Source organism: Adhaeribacter terrigena, assembly GCF_016623615.1.
GTDB classification, from domain to species: Bacteria; Bacteroidota; Bacteroidia; order Cytophagales; family Hymenobacteraceae; genus Adhaeribacter_A; species Adhaeribacter_A terrigena.
Genome location: NZ_JAEHFX010000001.1, coordinates 773106 through 795193, shown reverse-complemented (window position 1 = coordinate 795193; position 22088 = coordinate 773106). Strand labels below are relative to the sequence as shown.

The 22088-nt window shown below is 47.3% G+C and carries 19 protein-coding genes; 12 read left to right on the top strand and 7 right to left on the bottom strand.

Annotated elements, in window-relative coordinates:
- Window positions 1-204: 204 nt before the first annotated feature.
- Window positions 205-1155: a tetratricopeptide repeat protein gene (locus tag I5M27_RS03215; protein WP_200504576.1), complete on the bottom strand. Its 951-nt coding sequence runs from the start codon at window positions 1153-1155 to the stop codon at window positions 205-207.
- A gap of 305 nt (window positions 1156-1460) precedes the next feature.
- Here I5M27_RS03215 and I5M27_RS03210 point away from each other — a divergent pair, with 305 nt between their 5' ends.
- From I5M27_RS03210 to I5M27_RS03195, 5 genes are all read left to right on the top strand, one after another.
- Window positions 1461-1901 (top strand): OsmC family protein, encoded by a 441-nt coding sequence (locus tag I5M27_RS03210; RefSeq protein ID WP_200504575.1) that lies wholly within the window; start codon window positions 1461-1463, stop codon window positions 1899-1901.
- An 80-nt stretch (window positions 1902-1981) separates the two neighbouring features.
- Window positions 1982-2467, top strand: a complete 486-nt coding sequence (locus I5M27_RS03205) for a hypothetical protein (protein ID WP_200504574.1) — start codon at window positions 1982-1984, stop codon at window positions 2465-2467.
- A 38-nt stretch (window positions 2468-2505) separates the two neighbouring features.
- Window positions 2506-2634 carry a hypothetical protein gene (locus tag I5M27_RS18680; RefSeq protein ID WP_262896433.1) on the top strand — a complete coding sequence of 43 codons (129 nt, stop codon included), beginning with the start codon at window positions 2506-2508 and terminating at the stop codon, window positions 2632-2634.
- Between the two features lie 79 nt (window positions 2635-2713).
- On the top strand, window positions 2714-2950 hold the full coding sequence (locus I5M27_RS03200; RefSeq protein ID WP_200504573.1) for a hypothetical protein: 237 nt from the start codon (window positions 2714-2716) through the stop codon (window positions 2948-2950).
- A 137-nt stretch (window positions 2951-3087) separates the two neighbouring features.
- Window positions 3088-3597, top strand: a complete 510-nt coding sequence (locus I5M27_RS03195) for a hypothetical protein (protein WP_200504572.1) — start codon at window positions 3088-3090, stop codon at window positions 3595-3597.
- Between the two features lie 252 nt (window positions 3598-3849).
- On the opposite strand, the gene I5M27_RS03190 is transcribed toward I5M27_RS03195, so the two are convergent.
- The 4 genes from I5M27_RS03190 to I5M27_RS03175 all read right to left on the bottom strand — a co-directional run bounded on the left by I5M27_RS03190 (window position 3850) and on the right by I5M27_RS03175 (window position 8325).
- Window positions 3850-4743, bottom strand: coding sequence for a hypothetical protein (locus I5M27_RS03190; RefSeq protein ID WP_200504571.1), 894 nt, complete (start codon window positions 4741-4743; stop codon window positions 3850-3852).
- A 320-nt stretch (window positions 4744-5063) separates the two neighbouring features.
- Entirely contained in the window at window positions 5064-6488 is a 1425-nt protein-coding gene (gene dnaA, locus I5M27_RS03185; RefSeq protein ID WP_200504828.1) for a chromosomal replication initiator protein DnaA, read from the bottom strand.
- Window positions 6489-6589: 101 nt separating this feature from the next.
- Complete coding sequence (locus I5M27_RS03180) at window positions 6590-7525, bottom strand: bifunctional metallophosphatase/5'-nucleotidase (protein WP_200504570.1); 936 nt, start codon at window positions 7523-7525, stop codon at window positions 6590-6592.
- Window positions 7522-8325 (bottom strand): 5'-nucleotidase C-terminal domain-containing protein, encoded by an 804-nt coding sequence (locus tag I5M27_RS03175; protein ID WP_200504569.1) that lies wholly within the window; start codon window positions 8323-8325, stop codon window positions 7522-7524. The genes I5M27_RS03180 and I5M27_RS03175 overlap by 4 nt, the downstream gene beginning before the upstream one ends.
- Before the next feature lie 337 nt (window positions 8326-8662).
- Here I5M27_RS03175 and I5M27_RS03170 point away from each other — a divergent pair, with 337 nt between their 5' ends.
- Together I5M27_RS03170 and I5M27_RS03165 are read left to right on the top strand one after the other, a co-directional pair.
- Window positions 8663-8875, top strand: a complete 213-nt coding sequence (locus tag I5M27_RS03170) for a hypothetical protein (RefSeq protein ID WP_200504568.1) — start codon at window positions 8663-8665, stop codon at window positions 8873-8875.
- Window positions 8876-9001: 126 nt separating this feature from the next.
- Window positions 9002-9715, top strand: a complete 714-nt coding sequence (locus I5M27_RS03165) for a PliI family lysozyme inhibitor of I-type lysozyme (protein ID WP_200504567.1) — start codon at window positions 9002-9004, stop codon at window positions 9713-9715.
- 144 nt (window positions 9716-9859) lie between these two features.
- Here the strand turns inward: I5M27_RS03165 and I5M27_RS03160 are convergent, their stop codons facing one another.
- Window positions 9860-10603, bottom strand: coding sequence for a DUF72 domain-containing protein (locus I5M27_RS03160; RefSeq protein ID WP_200504566.1), 744 nt, complete (start codon window positions 10601-10603; stop codon window positions 9860-9862).
- Between the two features lie 118 nt (window positions 10604-10721).
- Between I5M27_RS03160 and I5M27_RS03155 the strand changes: the two genes are divergently transcribed.
- The 4 genes from I5M27_RS03155 to I5M27_RS03140 all read left to right on the top strand — a co-directional run bounded on the left by I5M27_RS03155 (window position 10722) and on the right by I5M27_RS03140 (window position 19511).
- Entirely contained in the window at window positions 10722-12563 is a 1842-nt protein-coding gene (locus tag I5M27_RS03155) for a methylmalonyl-CoA mutase family protein (protein ID WP_200504565.1), read from the top strand.
- Between the two features lie 103 nt (window positions 12564-12666).
- Window positions 12667-14802 carry a methylmalonyl-CoA mutase gene (gene scpA, locus I5M27_RS03150; RefSeq protein ID WP_200504564.1) on the top strand — a complete coding sequence of 712 codons (2136 nt, stop codon included), beginning with the start codon at window positions 12667-12669 and terminating at the stop codon, window positions 14800-14802.
- Window positions 14803-15042: 240 nt separating this feature from the next.
- Entirely contained in the window at window positions 15043-17142 is a 2100-nt protein-coding gene (locus I5M27_RS03145) for a T9SS type B sorting domain-containing protein (RefSeq protein ID WP_200504563.1), read from the top strand.
- A 50-nt stretch (window positions 17143-17192) separates the two neighbouring features.
- Complete coding sequence (locus I5M27_RS03140) at window positions 17193-19511, top strand: T9SS type B sorting domain-containing protein (protein WP_200504562.1); 2319 nt, start codon at window positions 17193-17195, stop codon at window positions 19509-19511.
- Between the two features lie 162 nt (window positions 19512-19673).
- Here the strand turns inward: I5M27_RS03140 and I5M27_RS03135 are convergent, their stop codons facing one another.
- Entirely contained in the window at window positions 19674-21074 is a 1401-nt protein-coding gene (locus I5M27_RS03135; protein WP_200504561.1) for a DUF5723 family protein, read from the bottom strand.
- Window positions 21075-21255: 181 nt separating this feature from the next.
- On the opposite strand from I5M27_RS03135, the gene I5M27_RS03130 reads away from it, so the two are divergent.
- Entirely contained in the window at window positions 21256-21951 is a 696-nt protein-coding gene (locus I5M27_RS03130; protein WP_200504560.1) for a porin family protein, read from the top strand.
- The last annotated feature ends 137 nt before the right edge of the window (window positions 21952-22088 follow it).

Sequence of the window (22088 nt, the reverse complement as noted above, 5' to 3'; positions counted from 1 at the left end):
ATTAGAGAATGAGTGAGTTATGGAATGCGTGAGTGATTAATTGAGGAAATTAAGAACTGAAAAATGGAACAATTGAAGAAATAAGCCTAAATGGATAGATTGTAAAAAATGCATCATGGAATTATGAACATCAGAAATTATTGAAGTCTTAACTTCCTCCTGCACTTATTCTTTCATTCACTCATTCAACAATTCAATCATTTCCTACTTTCCGCATTGCGTTTTGTAATCTTCAGCCAGACTTTTCAGGCCTTTTTCGATACCGTTTTTCAGGCATTTACAGGCTTCGGTTTTCTGGTTTTGCAGCAGCAGGATCTGGCTTTTCAGTTTGTAGAATTCCGGTTTGCGGTCGTTTATGGCCAGGGCTTTATCTATTTCGGTTAAAGCTGCGGCGGGTTGGTTTTGCAGCCCGGCTTGCACCTGCGCGCGGGTGGCGTGCGCTTCGGCAAAACCGGGTTTCAGGGCAAGGGCTTTTTCCAGGTCGGTTAAAGCTTTTTCCGGATCTTTGAGCCAGAAATAAGCAGCACCCCGGCCGGCATAAATTCCGGCATCGTTCGGGTCAAATTTCAGGGCTTCGGTCCAGTCTTTAACGGCGCGGTCGGGCAGTTGCATCTGGGTGTAATATTGGGCTCGTTTTTTATAGCCCAGGCCATTTTTATATTCCGGAAAACTTTGAATGAGTTGCGAACAGGCATCGATCACGGCCTGCGGTTCCGCACCGTTTTCCAGGGCAGCAATCAACCGGACGTAGCTTACTTTTTCAGCAGTACGTTTCGGGTCGCGGTCGCGGGCCAGCTGGTAATATTTTCCGGCTTCGGGCGCATTTTTAGTAAAAGCGAAACGCACCAAATGCCCGAAGGCGAAATATATTTCCGGATCATTTGCGTTCAGCAACCAGGCCTGGTTCAGGTTTTTCATGGCAGCGGCCTGGTTCAGGTTCCTGAAATTATTCCAGCCCCGGCGCAAATAAACTTGTGCAGCTGAATCGGCCGAACCGAATTGTTTTATAGCCGCGTTGCGAAAGGTATCGTCGGCTTTACGCATGGCGGCAGTTTTCTCGCATTTCAGGCCATACATGGGTTTCAGGTCATCGCACTGCGCAGAAATTTCCAGCGAAAACAAAACGGCAGCAAACAAAAACAACAGCAGCTTCATGAGAGAAAATGTTTGAATTCCGAAAGTTTGAATTACCGAACGGGCGCGAATTAAGGCCGAAGAAAACCGGCAGCTTTTTGTTTCGTATGCACGATTTCAGCTTTCAGCCATAAATACGCAGGATTTTTATTTAAAGCTATTTACTTGTTCTCTGAAAGCCGGTTTGTAAACCGCGGTGCAGATTCTGGCTCAAAAAACGCTATCTTTTCAGCACCAATAACCCGGAACTCAGAAAAACAACAATTCAATAATTCTAATACTCAAAAATCATTAATTCTATAATTAAATCATTCAAGAAAAAAACTATGGGAGTACATTCTGCAGAAGCCATCTGGCACGGCGGCCTGAAAGAAGGCAAAGGCAATATTTCTACCGAAAGCGGCGCGGTGAACGCGGCCTATTCATTCGGTTCGCGCTTCGAAGACGACAAATCGGGCACGAACCCCGAGGAACTGATCGGCGGCGCGCTGGCGGGTTGTTTTTCGATGTTTCTGAGCAGCCTTCTGGAAAAACACGGCCACGTTCCGAAGCACATTAAAACCGAAGCCAAAGTAACGCTGAGCAAAGACGACACCGGCCCGCTGATCTCAAAAATTGAACTGACCACCGAGGCAACGGTAGAAAATATTGAAGAAGCCGATTTTCAGAAACACGTGCAGGATGCCAAGCAAAACTGCCCGGTAAGCCGGGCGTTGCGCAGTATTCCGGAAGTTACGGTCACGGCCAGCCTTTCGGGCGACGAATAAGCAATTTCAGAACGGCAACTTTAATAAGTTGCCGTTATTTTTTTATACCTTCGCTTTCTAAATCTAGTTCAGTCTCCGGTATGAGGTCTTTGTTACGGGTTGGTATTCGCCCTTTAAAAAATTCGCGTATTTCGTTTGGTGTGCAATTAGCCATCGTTTTTTTCTGGCTGGCTTACGGCAGCGCCCTGCTTTTTACCGAACCTGACACCAACGACCGCAGCTACCTGCACATTGTTTTCCTGGTGCTGGCTTTTCTGTACCTGCTTTATATTCTGGCGCAAAACACTTCTATTTTTGGCACGCAGAGTTACCTGGAAATTACGCCAGCCTACATTGTGCAGAAAAAAGGCCATTTCCGCCCCAAACAGGTAATTGCTTTCGACGATGTAACCTCCGTTCAGATTTTGCCTACCACGCTGCGGTTTAAACTCAAGAACGGGGAACAGGAAACCATGGACCTGAAATCGCTGAAACGCCGGAAAAACATTGAACTGGTGCGAGAGAAACTGCAACTCATGTCGGAACGCCACCGCTTTGCGCTTTCGGCCGATACTTTTCCAAGATAAACTGCGTTATAAGTAAAGAATTATTACCTGCAAAAGCCATGTCGAAATTTAAAGATCGGATGAAGAAACTGGGATTAGCCGGCTTTATGTTTTTCTTTATTAAAGGCCTGGTCTGGCTTTTCATTTTTTTCGGCGGCGCCAAACTTTTTTCCGAATTCTTCGATTAGGTTTTCCGGCGTACGAAACCTGTGGCATGAATATTGCAAATCTGCGATTTTCTCCCACGTTTCACCCCGCTAACGAAATATGAAAATATTTTTATCTCTCTTTACCCTAATCATGTTATTTTCTATTGCTGTCCAGGCGAACCCTAAAGATCGCGGCAATGGAAAAGGCAAAGGCCATCAGAAGCATTATTACAAAAAACAAAAACATTACTGCAAGGCGCACTGCCGCCATGGGGTGCACCACGTTTACCGTGAAAAAGTAATAATTGTACAGCCGGCACCGCGTCCTGGTATTAATATCAACCTGCCTTTATAAAGCCAGAACATAACGTTTAAAGTAAAAACGCTATACTTTTGAAAGCAAAAAGTATAGCGTTTTTTATGCCTGAAAATTGTGGCATAAAGCTTGTAATCCAGAAAAACAGAAACGCAAGTTCACTAACTACCAGAACCATGAAAAATAAATTAACACTCGGATCGCTGTTCCTTTTCGGCGGTATGTTCCTGTTTACCGGAGCAGAAATACTGGCCCAGGGCAAAGGCAATGGCAACGGAAAAGACAAGCATAAAGAAAAACACGGCGAATACAAGGTTGCCAACCCGGAAGCTGTTAATTATGGCAAGAAAGGTAAGCCTGCCAAAGCTTATAAAGCCAAAAATAAAAACGCCGGTAATTTTCCGCACGCCACCCCCCGGCATTTTAAAGTACCACCGGGGCATTATCCGCCGGCCGGAACTTACCGCATCTGGTACCCGGGACGTCCTCCGGGACACCAGCCGGCGCCGGTAGCCTACGGATATCCGCCTAACGCGCCTATTACCGACGGCGCCTTTATCATTCACGGCAACCAGGCTTACGATACCCAATACGACTGGCGGAAAGCGGAAGCCCAAAAACCAAAATCAGTGCCGCGTGAGATCATCGATATTTTATTTCCCGGCAATACCATTCCGGCCCAATAATACTTTTTAATTAATGCAGAAATCCCCGGAATTTTCCGGGGATTTTTGTTTAAACGGTAGGGTTTTGAAGTAAAAAAGTCTGAATCGCGGATCAAACGGATTAGAGGATTTCGCGGAAAGCTTGAATGAATTTGTAGTTTAGAAAAAAATCAACTGAATATTTGAATCCGTTTCACCTGCGATTCAGAAAACAAAAACGCTATACTTTTGGGCTTAAAAAGTATAGCGTTTTTATTATACCGATTCAGGTTTTTAATAATAGAATATCTCGTATCTGGCTGCCATAGGTTTAGTGCCATTTTTCGAAGAAATGGTTGCTGATTGAATTTTAGAAACCAATCCTAACGAATTGAATTCATACTGATAGCTGATTTCAGTTGAATCAGCTTGTCCATAGGAAGTGGTTTGCTTCTTCACTAAATTCATATTCCTTTTCCCAAGTAAGCTATGTCTGAAACTAAATACATCAGATAACTGTGCATTCCAGAAAAGGCGCATGCCTGTTTCATTTAAATTGAAATTTAAATTGTGAGGGTAAGGCTCCGGGTAATATTCGTAATTAATTCTATAATTGCCCGCGAGATCAGATTCCGAAACGAATTCAGTTAAGTTGTTATTTTGAGATTGGAAAGTTACATCCTGATACGCATCGTTTTGTTTTTGTCCACTCTGTCTGACACTATTTACAAAACCGTTACTATCGTAGGTAATACCATAACTAAGAGGACTTTGGATTGCAACACGGGTAGCTTTCTGGTAAGCTGCATTCACGTAATAAGTAGCCGAAGCAGTTAAATAATACTTGCCGGTAGTAGCCAAAGTGCTGTCTTGTTCCATTAAAATGTTCGCCCCGGAAGCATTGGTTGTATAGACAAAATCTACTTTAAATTTAAACCGACCGTTTACAAAATCGCCGTATTCAATTTTAGCAATGCGGTTCTTCGTGTCGTACCTGAAAAAGATGCTGTCTTGCACCACGCCAGTATCGTTATAGCGAATCACTTTCCTGATCTGATCCGGACCGGGTTCGATGATGGCTTCCGGCTTAGGTTCGGCAGGTTTGTTTTCTTCGCTTTCATTTTTGCTGCAGGCAGCAAAAATTACCATAGAGAATACCACGCACCAGACCGGCTTTACAATTTTCATAGTTTTAGATTTTGGGTAAAGAAAAAACTGTACATTTTTTTTGAACGTACGGCTTTAACGGTGTTACTAAAACAATATTGTTATGGTTTTCTGCTTTTGAATTTCAATACCGGTAATTCAAAACCTGAGCAAAAAATTCTGGCAGGGGGAAGAATTTCGCATGGATAAATTCTTACATTAAGTTTTAAGATCAAAAAAATCCGCGTCATTCTTTCATCCACAAAATCAGCGATTCAGAAACAAAAAACGCTATACTTTTCTTCTCAAAAAGTATAGCGTTTTTATTGAACCTGCGAACTTCGAAAATTCGAACTACGAACTTACGAATTCTTGCCTTTGAATTTCTTCTGCAGCTCCTGGATAGAAGCCTTGAATTTTTTATCGGTATCGATCAGATCCGAAACCGTTTGCACCGAGTGAATTACCGTGCTGTGGTCGCGGCCGCCGAAGTGGTAGCCGATAGATTTAAGTGAATGGCTGGTGTATTCTTTGGCAAAATACATCGCTACCTGGCGCGCGGTTACAATTTCTTTTTTCCTGGTTTTGGCTTTTAAAGAATCGAGCGTAACGTTGAAATATTCGGCTACGGTTTTCTGAATGAAATCCAGGTTTACCTCCGTTTCAACATCTTCAATAATGTGCTTTAGCGCGCCTTTGGCCAGTTCCAGGTCAATTTCCTTGCGGTTCAGGCTGCTTTGCGCGATCAGGGAAATCAGCACGCCTTCCAGTTCCCGCACGTTGGTATCTACGCTGTAAGCCAGGTACTCGATTACGTTATCCGGAATATCGATGCCGTCGCTCTGCATTTTCTTCTGGATGATCGCCATGCGGGTTTCAAAATCCGGACTTTGCAAATCGGCAGTTAAGCCCCACTTGAAACGGGAAAGCAAACGTTCTTCCAGGCCTTTCAGATCACGCGGCGGACAATCCGAGGTCATGATGATCTGCTTGCCAGACTGGTGCAAATGGTTGAAGATATGGAAGAACATTTCCTGGGTTTTTTCCTTGCCGCTCAGGAACTGCACATCGTCTATGATCAGGATATCTACCAATAAATAGAAGTTGGCAAAATCCTGCATGCTGTTCGTTTTAACCGATTCCACGAACTGGTTCACGAATTTTTCGGAAGAAACGTAGAGCACGAATTTCTCGGGCGCGTGGCTTTTAATGTGGTTACCGATGGCCTGCACCAGGTGCGTTTTGCCCAGCCCTACCCCACCGTAAACCATGAGCGGGTTAAAAGAAGTGGTACCCGGTTTATTAGCTACCGCAAACCCCGCCGAACGGGCCAGCCGGTTGCAGTCGCCTTCAATGTAATTATCAAAAACGTAGTTCGGGTTAAGCTGCGAATTCAGGTAATTGCGGTCGATCGTTTTCGAATCGAAGGGATTGCGCAAAACGTGCTGTTCGGGTTGGTAAGAGTTTACCACCGCCTGCGGAATTTTCTTCGTTGGCAGGTTTACCGTCTGCGGTTTATTCGCTGCGTTGCCGCGGTCCACAATAATCGAGTATTCCAGGCGGCCTTCGCTACCCAGTTCCTGAAAGATCACTTTCTTCAGAATACCCACATAATGCTCTTCCAGCCATTCGTAAAAGAACTGGCTCGGCACCTGAATCGTCAGGACGTTATTTACCAGTGAAGTGGGCACAATGGGTTCGAACCACGTTTTGTAGCTCTGCTCCCCAATATTTTCCCTGATCACGTGTAAACAATTACTCCATACAGTGGTAGCGTCCTTAACCATCAACATCGCTGCGTTCTTCTTTCTTCTGAGTGGATTCGCTTCCGAAATTTTCGGAAGGACTACAAAAATGAGTAAATAATTTTAAACAAAAAACTTTTCGTTTACGAACTTATTGCAGTACGTTCGTGCACCGGTAAAACCGCCGCCGCGTAGCCTTTTTTCTTGCCTTCGGTACTGAATTCAAAATCGATACGGCCTAAATTGATACCGGCCCAGCCCACCTGGTTAATCAAAGTTTCTTCGCCGCCCGGGCTAATGATGGCATCGGGTTTTTCGAGGAAGGTATGCGTGTGGCCGCCTAAGATCAGATCGATGCCGCCAACCTGGGCGGCCAGTTTGCGGTCGTCTATTTTATCGGTGTCGTATTTATAACCCAGGTGCGAAAGGCAGATAATTAAATTACATTCCTGTTCATCGCGCAGAATTTTCACCATTTCCTTGGCCTTTACCACCGGGTCAAGGTAAAGGGTTTTGCCGTACATATCGGCGCCCACCAAGCCCTGCAGATCAATGCCCAAACCAAAAACCCCGATCTTCAGCTCATCTTTCACGAACACTTTATAAGGCTGGAATTTATCTTTCAGAATGGTTTCGGAAAAATCGTAATTGGCGGAAAGGAACGGAAAACTGGCGTGCGGCAATTGCTTTTGCAAACCAGCCAGGCCGTTATCGAAATCGTGGTTGCCGAGCGTGGCCGCATCGTAGCCCATCTGGCTCATGAGTTTGTACTCCAGTTCGCCGCCAAAAAAATTAAAGTAGGGCGTGCCCTGAAAAATATCGCCGGAATCTAAAAGCAGCACATTTTTTTCCTTCGCCCGGATCTGCTTGATAAGCGATGCGCGCCGCGCCATGCCCCCCATGCCGCCGTTGGCCCGGCCATCGCTCGGAAATGGATCGATGCGGGAATGCGTGTCGTTGGTATGCAGAATTACGAGCTTTTTATTTTTAGGGCGCGCCTGGGCAGCAAACGGGAAACCCAGCAGACTTAAACCGGCGGTACCCATTAAACTATTCCGGAGAAATTCTCTTCTTTTCATTGCTTCGGTTCTACTGGAGTATTTGGAACAATTACCTGCACGCGGCCGTCAATTTTAGCTTCCACGGGTTTGCCTTCGGCGGTCAGTTCTTTAATGTGCTTTATAATGGCGTCGCGCAATAACAAGCCTACTTTCTGGGAACTTACCTGGTTGGTAATAAACTCAAGGTTATCGCCGCCTTTGGCCAGGTAATCGGATAAGGCAATGGTGTAGGTTCGGGTAGAATCGAAAGGCTGGCCACCAATTAAAATGTTCTGGGGTTGGTTATTCAGGATCTGGTAGGCTACATTGGAAGTAGAAAGCGTTTTAGGCGCCAGCGGGTAAATGTGCGGCTGCGAAGCATAATTCAAAAGTTGCTTCACCACCACGGCCGGCACGGTAATTACCATCAGTTCATTTTCGAACGGCATGAGTTCAAAAATATCGCCAACGGTCAGGTTGCCCTGGCGCAGTGGTGTGCGCACGCCGCCGGCGGTCATCAGGCCCAGGTCTATGGGTTTACCGGTCAGCTTTTCGGCCTGAATGCGCTGCAGATCGGCCACAAAATTTCCGACCGGCGATTCTACGGCTAGTTTTTCGAGGGCCACGGGCACTACGCCAATTACTTCGGCCATTTGTTTGGTTACCTGTGCCCGGTAAGGGGCAATCGTTTTTTCGGCCTGGGCATCGGGAGCAATAGTTGCCGTAACGCCCAGCATGGTTTTTTGCAAAGCCGGCTCTCCGTGCCAGGTGCGCTGGCAACTTACCGAAAGCCCAAGGCCCAGGCTCAGCAATACTATTTTAAAGAAGTGAAAGCGCATAGATTCTGCAGGATTTGGAAAACAAAGGTACGAGGTTCTGCTCTCAGAAACCAATTCTCTTTCGTTCAGACTTTTCGGGCTTGAAACCCTACCGTTTTGCCTGGTAAAACAATAGGAAACCGAAGTGGCTTTTTCCCTGAAAAGTATTGCACCGAAGAAACTTCCTCTTCAAATAAGTCAATTTACATTACCGAATCTGATAGGGCACCGTAAATAAACAGACAAAGGCAGACAGCCAAATAAATACCAGAAGGGCTGCTCAACTTTAAAACGCTGCCTTTGTTTGCTCTGAAAACACACTTATGAAAAACCCAAAAAAATCAAATTAAACCCTGCTATGAAAACGTTACTCCTGGCTTTGACCTTTATGCTCAGCATATCGTTAAGCCACGCCGACGAAGGCGACAAAAAAAGAAAACAAACCAACGTACCGAAAGGTAAAATAACCTACAGCGAACATAAATCGAAGCGGACGGTTTCCAAGAAAAGAGTTCCTAAAAAAAGCATGTTCGCCGGCGAAGGCTTGCATAAATCCAAAAGACTCCGCTAAACAAAAAAACCTGAAGCAATTTGCTTCAGGTTTTTTTTACAATAGTTTTGAATAGTATTTGAAACCTTGATTTGCATGTTGTGAGATATGCAATCCGGACCGGACCTTAACGATGATAATCCAAAAATGAGAAAAATATTTCCTTACCTTTTCACCGCAATTATTGCTTCTTCCCTGGTCGTAAGTTGCAGCGAATCTAAAGAACGTGTCCATTCTGAAAGAACCGGGACCGACTCTGATGTAAAAACCGATTCTATGTCGGTTCAAGACAAAGAACCAGCCGAAGAACCAAAAACAACCCAAGAACCAGTAATCAAGGCAGAACCGGTTTCAGCAGATTTCTCGAAAGTTTTAACTTATAAAAACATAACGTTTACCGTGAACGCTTACGGCAAAGGTTCTCTGCAACAAGTAAGCATTGAGCCTGGGGGCCTTTCAGCAACCAACCGGGAGGAAAAACTGGAAACAGAACCGGTGGTAAATGCCGAAACCGGTGACTTGAATGCCGACGGATTTCCGGAACTTTTAATTTATACGCAATCGGCTGGCAGCGGAAGTTATGGCAAGGTGATCGCTTTTTCGGTAAACAATGGAAAATCGATGAGCCGGGTTACTTTCCCGGAAATTGCTGATAATGCTACTCTCAAAAAAGGTTATGGCGGGCACGATAAATTTACCGTGGTAAACAACGCGCTGACGCAGGAATTCCCGCTCTACAACGAGGGAGATGTAAACGGCAAACCTTCGGAAATGAAACGGGTAATTACCTACAAACTTAAAAATGGCGAAACTTCCCGGATCTTTGAGGTGGATCAGGTGAAAGACATTGCCGGGAAGTAAACTGTTCCCTGAAATTTTATACCCATAAAAACTGAAGCTTAACATTTCAGTTTTTATGGGTATCCGGGTGGCGTTTTGAAGGAAAGAAAAGCTACATCGGCACTTTTTCGGCCTGAAAACATAGCGTTTTCAGATCATTTTCATTTACAAATTCTCCAGCATTTCCTGCAAGCGTTTCGCATCTGTAACCGCATTTCCGAACATGGTATTGTTGAAATACACCCAGACCTGCTTTTCATCCAGTAGCCAGTCGTTTATCATAAAGGCGTAACGTTCCAGGGCAGCATCGTCATAAGGCCCGGAATATAATCGTTCCTGGCCGTGCAATCTTAGGTACACATTTTCGGTGGTGGTGATATCGAGTTTGGGCCAGCGCGGCGAATCGGCAATTACAAAGGTTATTTCGTAATCGCGCAGAAGTTCTATAGGTTCCTCTTCAAGCCAGCTTTTATGGCGCACTTCAAAGGCAAAGATCTGATCGGGATATTTCTCGCGCAGCAACCGGAAAAAATCCTCAGCCAGCGGCCGGTCGAAACGCAAGCTGGCCGGGATCTGCACCAGTACCGGCCCTAGCCTTTCACCCATTAATAAATAGCGGCTCATCCATTTTTCAATTTCGGCTTCCGCGTTTGCCAGGCGCTTTACGTGGGTAATTTCTTTGTGGAATTTGGCACCGAACCGGAATTCCGGAGGCGTAAGTGCCAGCCATTTTTCTATGGTTTTGGCCATGGTGTAGTGGTAATGGCTGCTGTTTATTTCGGTGGTGTTGAAATGCTGCGCGTAAAATGGCAAAAAATCGGCGCTGGGCAGGTCTTCCGGATAGAAAACGCCTTTCCAGCGATAACTCCAGCCGGAGGTACCAATGTATAAATTCGGTATGGTTTTCATGTAAAAAAGTGCTTTGGCGGTTTTTACGGAACAATACCGGAAACTGCCGATTTTTGGCAAATATTAAATCATAGCAACGCAAAAACCGTATCTTTACCCTCCGAAAAACGAGTATATTATGAACGAAGCGAAATCTGAAACGCCTCTTTTTAATGATTTCACACCGGTAAACGCCCAAACCTGGGAAGAACGCATCCGCAAAGATCTGCGCGAAGCGAGCTACCATTCCCTGCTGTGGCAAACCGACGAAGGCATAACTGTTAAACCATTTTATACGCGCCAGGACCTGCCGGAAAACCTGGTTTCCAGGCCCGACGATTTCCCGTTTGTGCGCACCACCAAAGCCCGCGACAACCAGTGGGACAATGTGCAGACGATCTACGTGCGGCGCGAAAGCCAACCGTCCATCGACAAAGCAGCAACAGCTTTGGAACGCGGCGCCACCGGCATCCACTTCATCCTGAAAGAACCGGTAGATTTCGATTTCGGTTATTTGTTTTCCAAACCGTTTATGCGCGGTGCATCTATCAGCTTCACCTTTCCGGTTTCGCCCGAAACGTATCTGGAACAATACCTCAAAAGCGCCAAAGAGAATAACTACGATCTGACTTTACTGCGCGGCTTTATTCAGTTCGAACCAATAGACGATGAGCCTTTTCATCTGCCCGCCTATGCCTGCATTCCGCCTATGCTGGACCTGGTAAAAGATGCTCCCAACCTTTACCCTATTGCCATCAGCGGCCAGCAGTTCAGTAACCGCGGTTCTTTGCTTACCCAGGAAATTGCGCTGGTTTTAAGCGCGGCGGTGAGCGTGATCGAAAATTGTGAGAAACACAACATCGCGCCGGAAAAGGTTATCAGTCGCATGCAATTTCACGTTACGGCGGGCACCAATTATTTCTTCGAAATTGCCAAGCTTCGGGCTTTGCGTCTGCTTTGGAGCGCCATTGTGAGCAGCTACGGTTTGCACGGCGAAATTGCCGGCCGGTTACGCATTCACGTTTCTACTTCCCGCTGGTTTCAGACAGTTTTCGATCCGCACGTAAATTTACTGCGCGGCACTACCCAGGCCATGAGCGCCGTTTTGGGCGGCTGCGATTCGCTGAGCATTGCGCCGTTCGATCAGCTTTACAAAACCCCCGACGATTTTTCGGAACGCATTTCCCGCAACATTTCCGTTATTCTGAAAGAAGAAGCTTATTTAGATAAAGCCATCGACCCGGCGGCCGGTTCTTATTACCTGGAAAGTTTAACCAAGGAAATAGCCGAAAAAGCCTGGGAATGTTTTCAGCTCCTGGAAAGCAAAGGTGGTTTTAAAAAATCGCTGGAAAGTGAGTTTATTGCTGCAGAGATCAAAAAAATTACCGAACAGAAATTCAAAGCGCTTACCAATCGCGAACATATTCTGGTAGGCACCAACAAATACCCGAACGCAAACGAAAAAGTAGATTTCGACCCGGAGCGTTTAATGCAAAGCAAGTATTACGACACCAACCGCGCCGCTTACCCGTTCGAGATCATGCGCCTGGCCTCGGAAATGCATTTCCAGAAAAGGAAGAAAAAAGCGCGGGCCTTAATTGCCGTGATCGGCACCAAATTAAACGAACACCTGCACGCTTCCTTTGCCAAAGAGTTCTTCGAATGCGCCAACTTCGATACGCACGTTTATCATTTCGAAAACGTGGAAGATGCCGCGGCAACGCTGCAAAACAACGATTCGAAGATCATCGTGCTTTCGGGCTCGGAAGAACAGTACCAGCATTTTACGGCAGAATTTACCGGCAATTTAAAAGGTAAACCCCAGAAACCGGTGCTGATCCTGGCGGCTACGCCCCAGCATATGGAAACCGAAATGACGGCCAAAGGCTTCGATCAGTACATTTTCCAGGGCTGCGACATTGGAACGCTGGTAGACTGCGTGCAGAAAAAAGTGTTGCTGGAAGATGAACCGCTTGATTAATTAAAAATTAGAAATTAAGAATTAGAAATCGGATACCGGAAAACGATATCCTTTTGGCACCAAAAAGTCTCAGATCTAATATCTTAATACTTATATCTAAAAAATGAAAGTCGATTTTACCAAGATAGATTTTAATCAGGTTTGGGAAAAAGCCCACGAAGGGCAGGCCCGGCCTACCGATTGGCAAACTGCCGAACAAATTCCGCTCAAGAGTTTTTATACCCAAAACGATACCGTTTCTTTTGAGCATTTGGATTTTGCGGCCGGTATTGCGCCTTTTTTACGCGGCCCTTACAGCACCATGTATGTGCGCAACCCCTGGACCATTCGCCAGTACGCCGGTTTTAGTACTGCCGAAGAAAGCAATGCTTTTTACCGCCGTAACTTAGCCGGCGGCCAGAAAGGGCTTTCCGTTGCGTTCGACTTAGCCACGCACCGCGGTTACGATTCCGACCATCCAAGAGTAGTGGGCGACGTAGGGAAAGCCGGTGTGGCCATCGATTCGATCCTGGATATGAAGATCTTATTCGATCAGATCCCGTTGGATAAAATGTCGGTTTCTATGACCATGAACGGGGCTGTTCTTCCAATTCTGGCCTTTTACATTGTAGCCGCCGAAGAGCAGGGCGTGAAACCGGAGCAGCTGAGCGGCACGATCCAGAACGACATTCTGAAGGAATTTATGGTGCGCAACACCTACATTTACCCGCCGGAGCCAAGCATGAAAATTATTGCGGATATTTTCGAATATACCTCGCAAAATATGCCCAAATTCAACTCCATCTCTATTTCGGGCTACCACATGCAGGAGGCCGGCGCCACGGCCGATATTGAACTGGCTTATACGTTGGCTGATGGCCTGGAATACGTGCGCACCGGCCTGAAAGCTGGTATGGACATCGATACGTTTGCACCGCGGTTGTCTTTCTTCTGGGCCATTGGCATGAACCACTTTATGGAGATTGCCAAGATGCGCGCCGCCCGCATGCTTTGGGCCAAACTGCTGAAACAATTCAACCCGAAAAACGAAAAATCGCTGGCTTTACGTACGCATTGCCAGACTTCGGGCTGGAGCTTAACCGAGCAGGATCCGTTCAATAACGTAGCCAGAACAACTATCGAGGCCTTGGCGGCGGCGCTGGGCGGAACGCAGAGTTTGCACACCAACGCTTTGGATGAAGCTATTGCCTTGCCAACCGATTTTTCGGCGCGCATTGCCCGCAACACGCAGATCTATTTGCAGCAGGAAACCAACATTACCAAAACCGTAGACCCGTGGGGCGGCTCGTATTACGTTGAAGCCCTGACCCACGAAATCGCGCACAAAGCCTGGGAATTAATTCAGGAAGTGGAAGAACTTGGCGGCATGGCCAAAGCCATTGAAACCGGCTTGCCGAAAATGCGCATCGAAGAAGCGGCGGCGCGGAAACAGGCAAGAATTGATTCCGGTAAAGACGTGATCGTGGGGGTGAATAAATACCAGCTCGAAAGCGAAGACCACAACATCGAAATTCTGGATATTGATAATACTGCCGTGCGCACCGCGCAGCTGGAACGCTTAGCCAGACTGAAAGCGGAACGAAACCAGGCCGAAGTTGAAAAAGCGCTGCAAAATTTAACCGAAGCTGCTAAATCTGGCGAAGGCAATTTACTGGCTTTAGCCGTGGAAGCTGCGCGCGTGAGAGCAACTTTAGGGGAAATTTCGGATGCGTTGGAAAAAATTTACGGAAGACATAAAGCAGTGATCAGAGCAATTTCGGGCGTGTATGCCGCCGAACTTTCGGACGATGAAAATTTTGAGCGGGCTAAGAAAATGGCCGATGCTTTTGCAGAAGCCGAAGGCCGCCGACCAAGGATCATGGTGGCCAAAATGGGCCAGGACGGACACGACCGCGGTTCCAAAGTAATTGCCACTTCCTTTGCCGACCTGGGCTTTGACGTGGACATTGGGCCGCTGTTCCAGACGCCGGAAGAAGTTGCCATGCAGGCGGCCGAAAACGACGTGCATATTATTGGCGTGTCTTCATTAGCCGCGGGCCATAAAACCTTGATTCCGGCTTTAATTGCGGAGCTGAAAAAACTGGACCGCAGCGATATTCAGGTTATTGCCGGCGGCGTAATTCCGGCCCAGGATTACCAGTTCCTCTACGATGCCGGCGTGGCCGGTGTGTTTGGACCGGGAACGGTAATTTCGGTAGCGGCGCAGAAAATTCTGGAAACGTTGCTGAAAGCGGAATAATTCTTTACCCTTTTAAATATTCTTTTAGTCCGGTTGCTGCAAAGCGGCCGGACTTTTTTGTGCCAAAACATAGCGTTTTTGCAATTTAAAGCGGTTTTATTTTTCCAGTTCAGAACAATAGCGTTTTCAAGAGGCCGGCTTTACTAAAACACAGCTTGACTTTTTTAAAATATTTACCTTTCTTCAGGCAACGTTTCGAAGATTTTCTACGACATCACTACAAACCGCTCCTCCCCCGCCATGAAAACGTACCGAATTGCCTGCCTGCTTTTATGCCTTGGTTTCCTGACCAGCTTTTATGCGCAAGCGCAGAAAGAAACCGATTACTGGTATTTTGGCGGCCGCGCCGGTTTACACTTTCATAGTAATTTCTTTCAGAATAACACGCCGGCTATAGATGTTAACAGTGCCGCCAGGGCGCAGGAAGGCTGTACTTCTATTTCCGACAGTTTAGGCAATCTTCTTTTTTATACCTCCGGCGATACCGTTTTTAATAGGTTTCATAATAAAATGAATAACGGCTGGTTGCTGCACGGGCATCAGTCGGCGGCGCAATCTTCGGTAGTGGTGCAGAACCCATATTCTCCCGAAACCTATTACCTATTTACTGTAGATGCCTTGGGCGGCGCGAACGGCCTGAAATATTCGGTAATAGATGTGGCAGCTATGAACGGACAGGGCAGCGTGATCGCTAAAAACATTCCACTCATAACGCCGGTTGCCGAAAAGATAACCGCCGTAGATCATCGTTTTTCCCGGAATGCCTGGGTAATTGTGCACGGTTCTTCAACCCAGAACGATAAATTTTATGCTTACCGCGTTACCCCGACCGGCGTAAACCCGAACCCGGTTGTGAGTCAGCCGGCCAATGCGGTTTCGCATGCGGGAAGTTTCCCGAACCACAACGCGATCGGGTGCATGAAAGTATCGCCGGACGGCCGGAAACTGGCCCTGGCCATGCAGGAACTGAACCTGGTGGAACTCTACGATTTCGACGATGAAACCGGCCTTATTTCCAACCCGCTCCGGTTTACCGGTTTACCCAAAGCTTATGGCATTGAATTTTCGCGCGATGGCGGCAAGCTCTACGTAAGCACCCAAAATAACGGGGTAAGTATTGAACAATTTAACCTGGAAGCCGGCAGTAGAACGGCAATAGCTGCCTCCCGCCGCATTGCCCTTGGCACCAAATCTGTTTTTTCGAGTTCGCTCCAATTGGCCCGGAACGGTAAAATTTACGCCGCCAGCACCGAAACCGGTACCGGAAACCGCAACATTAAAGTGCTGAATGTGCCCGATAGCCTGTCGAACAATAAAAGCTTTTCTTCCGGAAATCAGCAGCTCAATACCGCTACTACTACGCCGGTACGTTTCAGCCTGCAGGGTCTGCCAAATTTTAACCAAAGCTATTTATGGGTACCCACCTTTCTCTATAGATTCCAGTGTATTGGCGATGTAACCGAATTTACGATGAAGATCAAACGGCAGGTGAAACGGTTCTACTGGGAATTTGATGACCCGGATAGCGGCAACGATAATTATTCTGAGCTGCCAAACCCGAACCATAAATTCACCAAGCCAGGCACCTACAACGTTTCACTAACTACCATTTTACTGAATAACCGGGTCCGACGCACCACCATGCAAGTTGTTATTAACCCACTGCCAGAAGTTGACCTGGGTCCGGATCAGGAAGTTTGCGTGGGCGGAAGCCTTCGCCTGAAAGGTCCTGAAAAAATGCTGAAGTACAAGTGGAGCACCGGTTCCGATTCAGCCAATATCACGATCAGAAAACCGGGTACTTACTGGCTGGAGGTAAGATCGATGAATGGTTGCGTGGCCCGCGATACCATTAACATTACGCCGCTGCAGAGCCCGCCGAAGCTCTTCGATCAGTATATCTTTGAAACCTGCCCGTTCCGCGATGTAACCATAAAACCGAAAGTATCTGGCACGCGCTACACCTGGAACAATGGCAGCAAAGATTCGGTGCTGTTGGTGCGGCGCGAAGGCTGGTATGCGCTCACCATGAAAATAGACGAATGTTTCACCACCGATTCGGTGCAGGTAGTTTTCAAAGCTTGTCCGGAAGATTTCATGGTGCCTAACATTATTACCCCGAACGGCGACGGCCAGAACGAAACCTTCATGATCCGTGGCACCCAGCCCGGCGAATGGCATTTGCGTATTTTCAACCGTTGGGGCACGCTGCTCTACGAAGACCAGCAATACCGCAACGACTGGCCGCAGAAAGCGCCGGCAGGTGGCACTTACTATTACATTCTGCAAAAACCTGGCACCAGCGAACAATACAAAGGCTGGCTTGAAGTTGCGCATTAATAGCCGGCCCGTTGGTAAATGAAAACGGTATCTTTTTAGCCCGAAAAACTATGAATTTACGCCCCACCCTACTTTCAATTTTATTGCTGCTGCCTGTTTTTATACAACCGGTTATGGCCCAGCGCCAGACCGATAACTGGTTTTTTGGAAACCAGGCCTCCCTCGAATTTTCTTCGGCCAAACCTACCAGTTTTTTTAGCAGCGCCATGGTAACACCCGAAGGCAGCGCCACCATTTCGGATAAGCAAGGCAACCTGCTTTTTTATACCGACGGGAAAACGATCTGGAACCGTTTGCATTTGCCTATGGCTAACGGCACCGGGCTAAACGGGCATAACAGTTCTACGCAATCGGCCTTAATTGTACCCCAACCCGGGAACGATTCAGTTTTCTTTGTTTTTACTTCCGATCAGTCTATAGCCGGAAATTCTGCCAACGGAGTGCAATACAGCCTCGTAAACATTAACGCCAATAACAGCATGGGCGAAGTTTTAGCAAGCAGCAAGAATATTCCCCTGACCGGCGCGGGCCCGGTCTCAGAAAAACTGGCGGGTGTACATCATTTCAACAACCAGGATATATGGGTTATTGCGCACCGCTTCCCGGTAGCAGGTACGCAGGAGTTTCTGGCATATCAAGTTACGGCAACCGGTTTGGTTACCACGCCGGTAATCAGTTCTATGCCTTCTTTGCCGTCTGTTTCGGCCAGTGGTTATTTAAAGGCTTCCCCGTTAGGCAATAAACTGGCGGCTACTTTTACCGACAAGGGCATTCAGTATTTTGATTTCGATAATAAAACCGGCCTGGTAAGCAATCTGCAAACCATTCCAAACCTTTTGCCGCGGCCTAATTTCAATTCTTATTACGGCGCTGAATTTTCGCCCGACGGACAGAAATTATATTTTACCCGGAAAGATAACCCGAATAACATGCAGGTTTGGCAATATAACCTGGCGGGCGGCCCTACAGCTGCAGTGATGCTGATAAATACTACCATTTCGAACGGGCTGGGCAGTTTTATGGCCATGCAGCTGGCCCGCAACGGCAAAATTTACATTGCCCGCCACAATACAGCCTTACTTTCTGAAATTGCCGATCCTAATAACCTGGGTATTGCCTGTAATTTAAAAGCAGCCAGCTTATTCCCCAATAACCTGTTGGTATCGGGAAGTATGCATGGGTTTGGATTCCCGAATTTTATTCAGACTTATTTTGCACCGCCCCGTTTTAATTACAGCGGAATTTGCGCCGAAAGCCCTACCGTTTTTTCAATTATTAATACTCCTTCTTCCGATTCGGTTAGCTGGGATTTCGGCGACCCGGCGAGCATGGGAAACAACACCAGCAAGCGGCCACAACCCAGCCACATTTATAGCCAGCCTGGTACCTACAATGTAAAACTCACCATTTACAGCCAGGGCTTTGCATCGGTTTTTGAGCGCCAGGTTATCATTCTGAACAACCCGAAAGTAAATCTGGGTCCGGATACCATTATCTGTGAAGGCCAGCCTTACAACCTGATAAGCCGTTTCCCGCACAGCCCTTTCAACGAACGTTTCAGGTGGAGTACCGGCGATACTTCAGCGGCCATTACGGTAACCAAAGCAGGTATTTACTGGCTTGAGCTGAACAACGGCCAGTGCACCACCCGCGATTCTATCCGGATAACCACCAAACCGGTGCCAACCGTAAACCTGGGCGAGGACTTTTTTACCTGCGGCAGTGCCACCCTTACCTTAGATGCCGGCAACCCGGGAGCCACGTATTTATGGCAGCCGGGCGGCCAGACCACGCAAACCATAACCGTAAATGCAACTGCTGCTTACTCCGTAACGGTAACCGCAAACGGCTGCTCTACTACCGATACCAAAAACGTATCGATAATGAATGTGCCGGGCATGGATCTGGGTAGCGATGTTACGACCTGCGACGGAGAAACAGTAACCTTACGCTCAAACATTCCGGCTACGACCCCTGCCAGTTTTATATGGAGCGACAACAGCCGGGGCCGTGAGATGAAGGTTACCAAAACCGGGAAATACTGGGCCACGATCACGAGGGGAAGCTGCTCCTTTACCGATACGGTTCAGGTAACGTTCAACTACTGCCCGCCGCCGCCGCAACCTTTTATCCCGAACATTATTACTGCCAACGGCGATAACCTGAACGATAAACTCACAAGTATTCATCTGCCCGAAGGCGCCTATAACGTGCGGATCTTTAACCGCTGGGGCATGCAGGTTTTTGAGAAAAAAGACTACCGCAACGAATGGCCGGAAAATAAAATATCGAACGGCAATTACTTCTACATTTTTGAAAACCAGCAAACCGGCAAGCAGTTTAAAGGCTGGGTAGAAGTAGTGGAATAAATAGCTTCAACTCCTAAAGTAAACCTGCTAAAAGTGCTGCAAGTCTACCTTGCAGCACTTTTTTGCTTTCTATGTATAGCGTTTTAAGGGGTTCCTTTTACTTTTCAGCCCGAAAACGCTACCGTTTACAGACCAAAAACGGTATGCTTTGGCAAGCAAAAACTATGGCGATTCATCCGTACTGAATTTAAAACGCAGAAACCCGAACGCCACAGACAAATACGGATCCTGGGTTGAGAAAAGCCCTACAACATCGCGGGTGGCCACCCCGAATGCATACCCGGAGGTTTCGAAAGTAAAACCCAACGGAATGCTGGCGCCATAACCGGCGCCGGCCGAAAACCCGGAACTCAGTTTCAGATAAGGCAAGGCTTTAAAATCTACCCCAACGCCGGCAAACGGGTCTTCCAGGTTGCCGGCCACGTCGTTTAGCGGAAAAGTAGCATCCAGCCCGGTTTCCAGTTTATCGGATAGTCTTACACCTACGCCGGTGCGCAGCTTGGCAGGCAGTTTTCTTTTCAGTTCGCTTTCGGGGGTGAAAATAAAAAGGTTGGAGCTGCCGGTGCCGGCCAGGTCTATTACTTCATCTAAAAAATCGAAACTTTCGATGCCGTCTGAACTTGTTTTCTGAATGTACTGATCGTTGGCAGTAAGCAAATTGCCGCGCCATTTTATGCTGCCTACATCGGTAACCGAAAGGCTTGCTTTCAGTTTTTGGCCAATTTCGGCGGCTATGCCCAGATCAAAGCCGTGCCCTTTGCCAACCGGTTTAAAAAAGCCCTCGCCAATATCGGTAGTGTTGAAATTCGGGTCGTTTACCAGGGCACCATAGTTTACATTAAACTTAGGCGATAATGCTGTGTAAGCCGTAACGTTTTCGCCATCTACCGCAATCTCGATCACGCCCACACCCTGCATGAATTTGTAACCAAGACCCGCCTGCAGTTTAAAACCCGGCAAACGCACCAGCTCTGCGCCATAAGCCAGGTTCCATTCGTTCAGGATCTGCATTTTTACGAACGTGGGGTTCAGGGTTTTACGAATACCGATGGTATCGCCGATCTGGTAATGCTGAAAAACGGGTGCGTTCTGGCCCAGGAATAATATTTCGGAAGCATTTTTATTGAGCCCCATGTGCCCCGTTACCCGAATGCGGTTGCTGAAGGCAAAACCTCCGATCTTCTCAAAATAGGCTGAAACCGAGAGCGTGGCAATATCGAAGTTGAGGTTAAAGGCATCTTCGTGGTTGAAAGCCCGGGCGAAGGCCTGCTTCTGCAGCGAATCGAGCTTTTCTTCGGAATGGAAAATAAATTTATTGAGTTGCTCGTGGGTTAAAGATTCTGATCGCACCCCGGCCCCGATCTCCCCGATAGAAAAAGCAAAAGGCGCATTCCCTGTTCGTCCCAGATTAGCCGGATTTATACCAATGGCCTGGTAGTCGGTGGCGAACGTATTGACCACGCCGCCCCGGCCGGTAGCCGTAAAGTTGCTAAGTTCGTTCTGAGCGCGCGCGTTACCAGTAAAAAGTATAGCCAGCAGGCCCGCAAATGCTATTCTTTTCATGGTTATATTGCAGCGGTAAAAGCTGAGCGTTCAGCAAACAAAGAAAGCAGTGCAGTATTTTTTTCGGGCTCCCCATTTTCAAAAAAAATACAACACAGAAGAAACGGTATGCTTTTTGAACATGGCGCAGCGCATAAAAAAAGGCTTTCGACCAAATCCAGACAGTAACTCAAAAACAGATATGCACAGAAAATTGTTTTTCGCGGCGGCGCTTGTTGCCGGTTTATTTTTTTCGGAAGCCAGTGCGCAGTCTATTTCCGTAGGTCCGCGCCTGGGGGTAAATTTTTCGCACGTAGCGGCTACGGAAGGCGATGCTGCTCATAGAAATGCTTTTAAATCTGACCAGAAAGATCTGACCGGGGCGCATGTTGGAGTTGTGGCCAATATCGGGCTTACAGAAATGCTTTCCATTCAGCCCGAATTGCTTTATTCGCAGAAAGGCCACCGCCACGAAGGTGTTTACCGCCCCTGGAACACCCCTTACGAGTACAAATACAGCCTCAATTACTTGGAAATACCGGTGCTGTTAAAAGCTACCTTTGGTTCAGAAAGCCTGCATGCCTTTGTAAACGGCGGACCATACCTGGCTTATCTACTGGGCGGCAAAAACAATTACCTGATTGGCGGCAACGAATCCGAAGCTGACCTGGAACTAAAATACCGCAATGGCGTGAAACCGAACCGCAGCGATGTAGGCCTGGCATTTGGCGCAGGCTTTGGCAGCAAAATCGGTCCGGGAAACCTGGCGCTGGAGCTTCGTTACGGCCTTGGCTTATCTGACCTGAACCAATACCAGGATGAACGCGACCCGCGCTGGCCTAAATACGCAAACCGCACCTTAGGTGTATCGCTTGGTTACCTGATTCCATTGCAATAAAAATCTTAAAAAACACTCTCACCCTACTAAGAACCGTTGGTATTTCCTACTAACGGTTTTTTTTATGCCCGAACCGATCTGTTTTCGTTCCCTTAATTAAATGCAGTGTTCACCAAAAAGTCAGATGAGCAAATAAA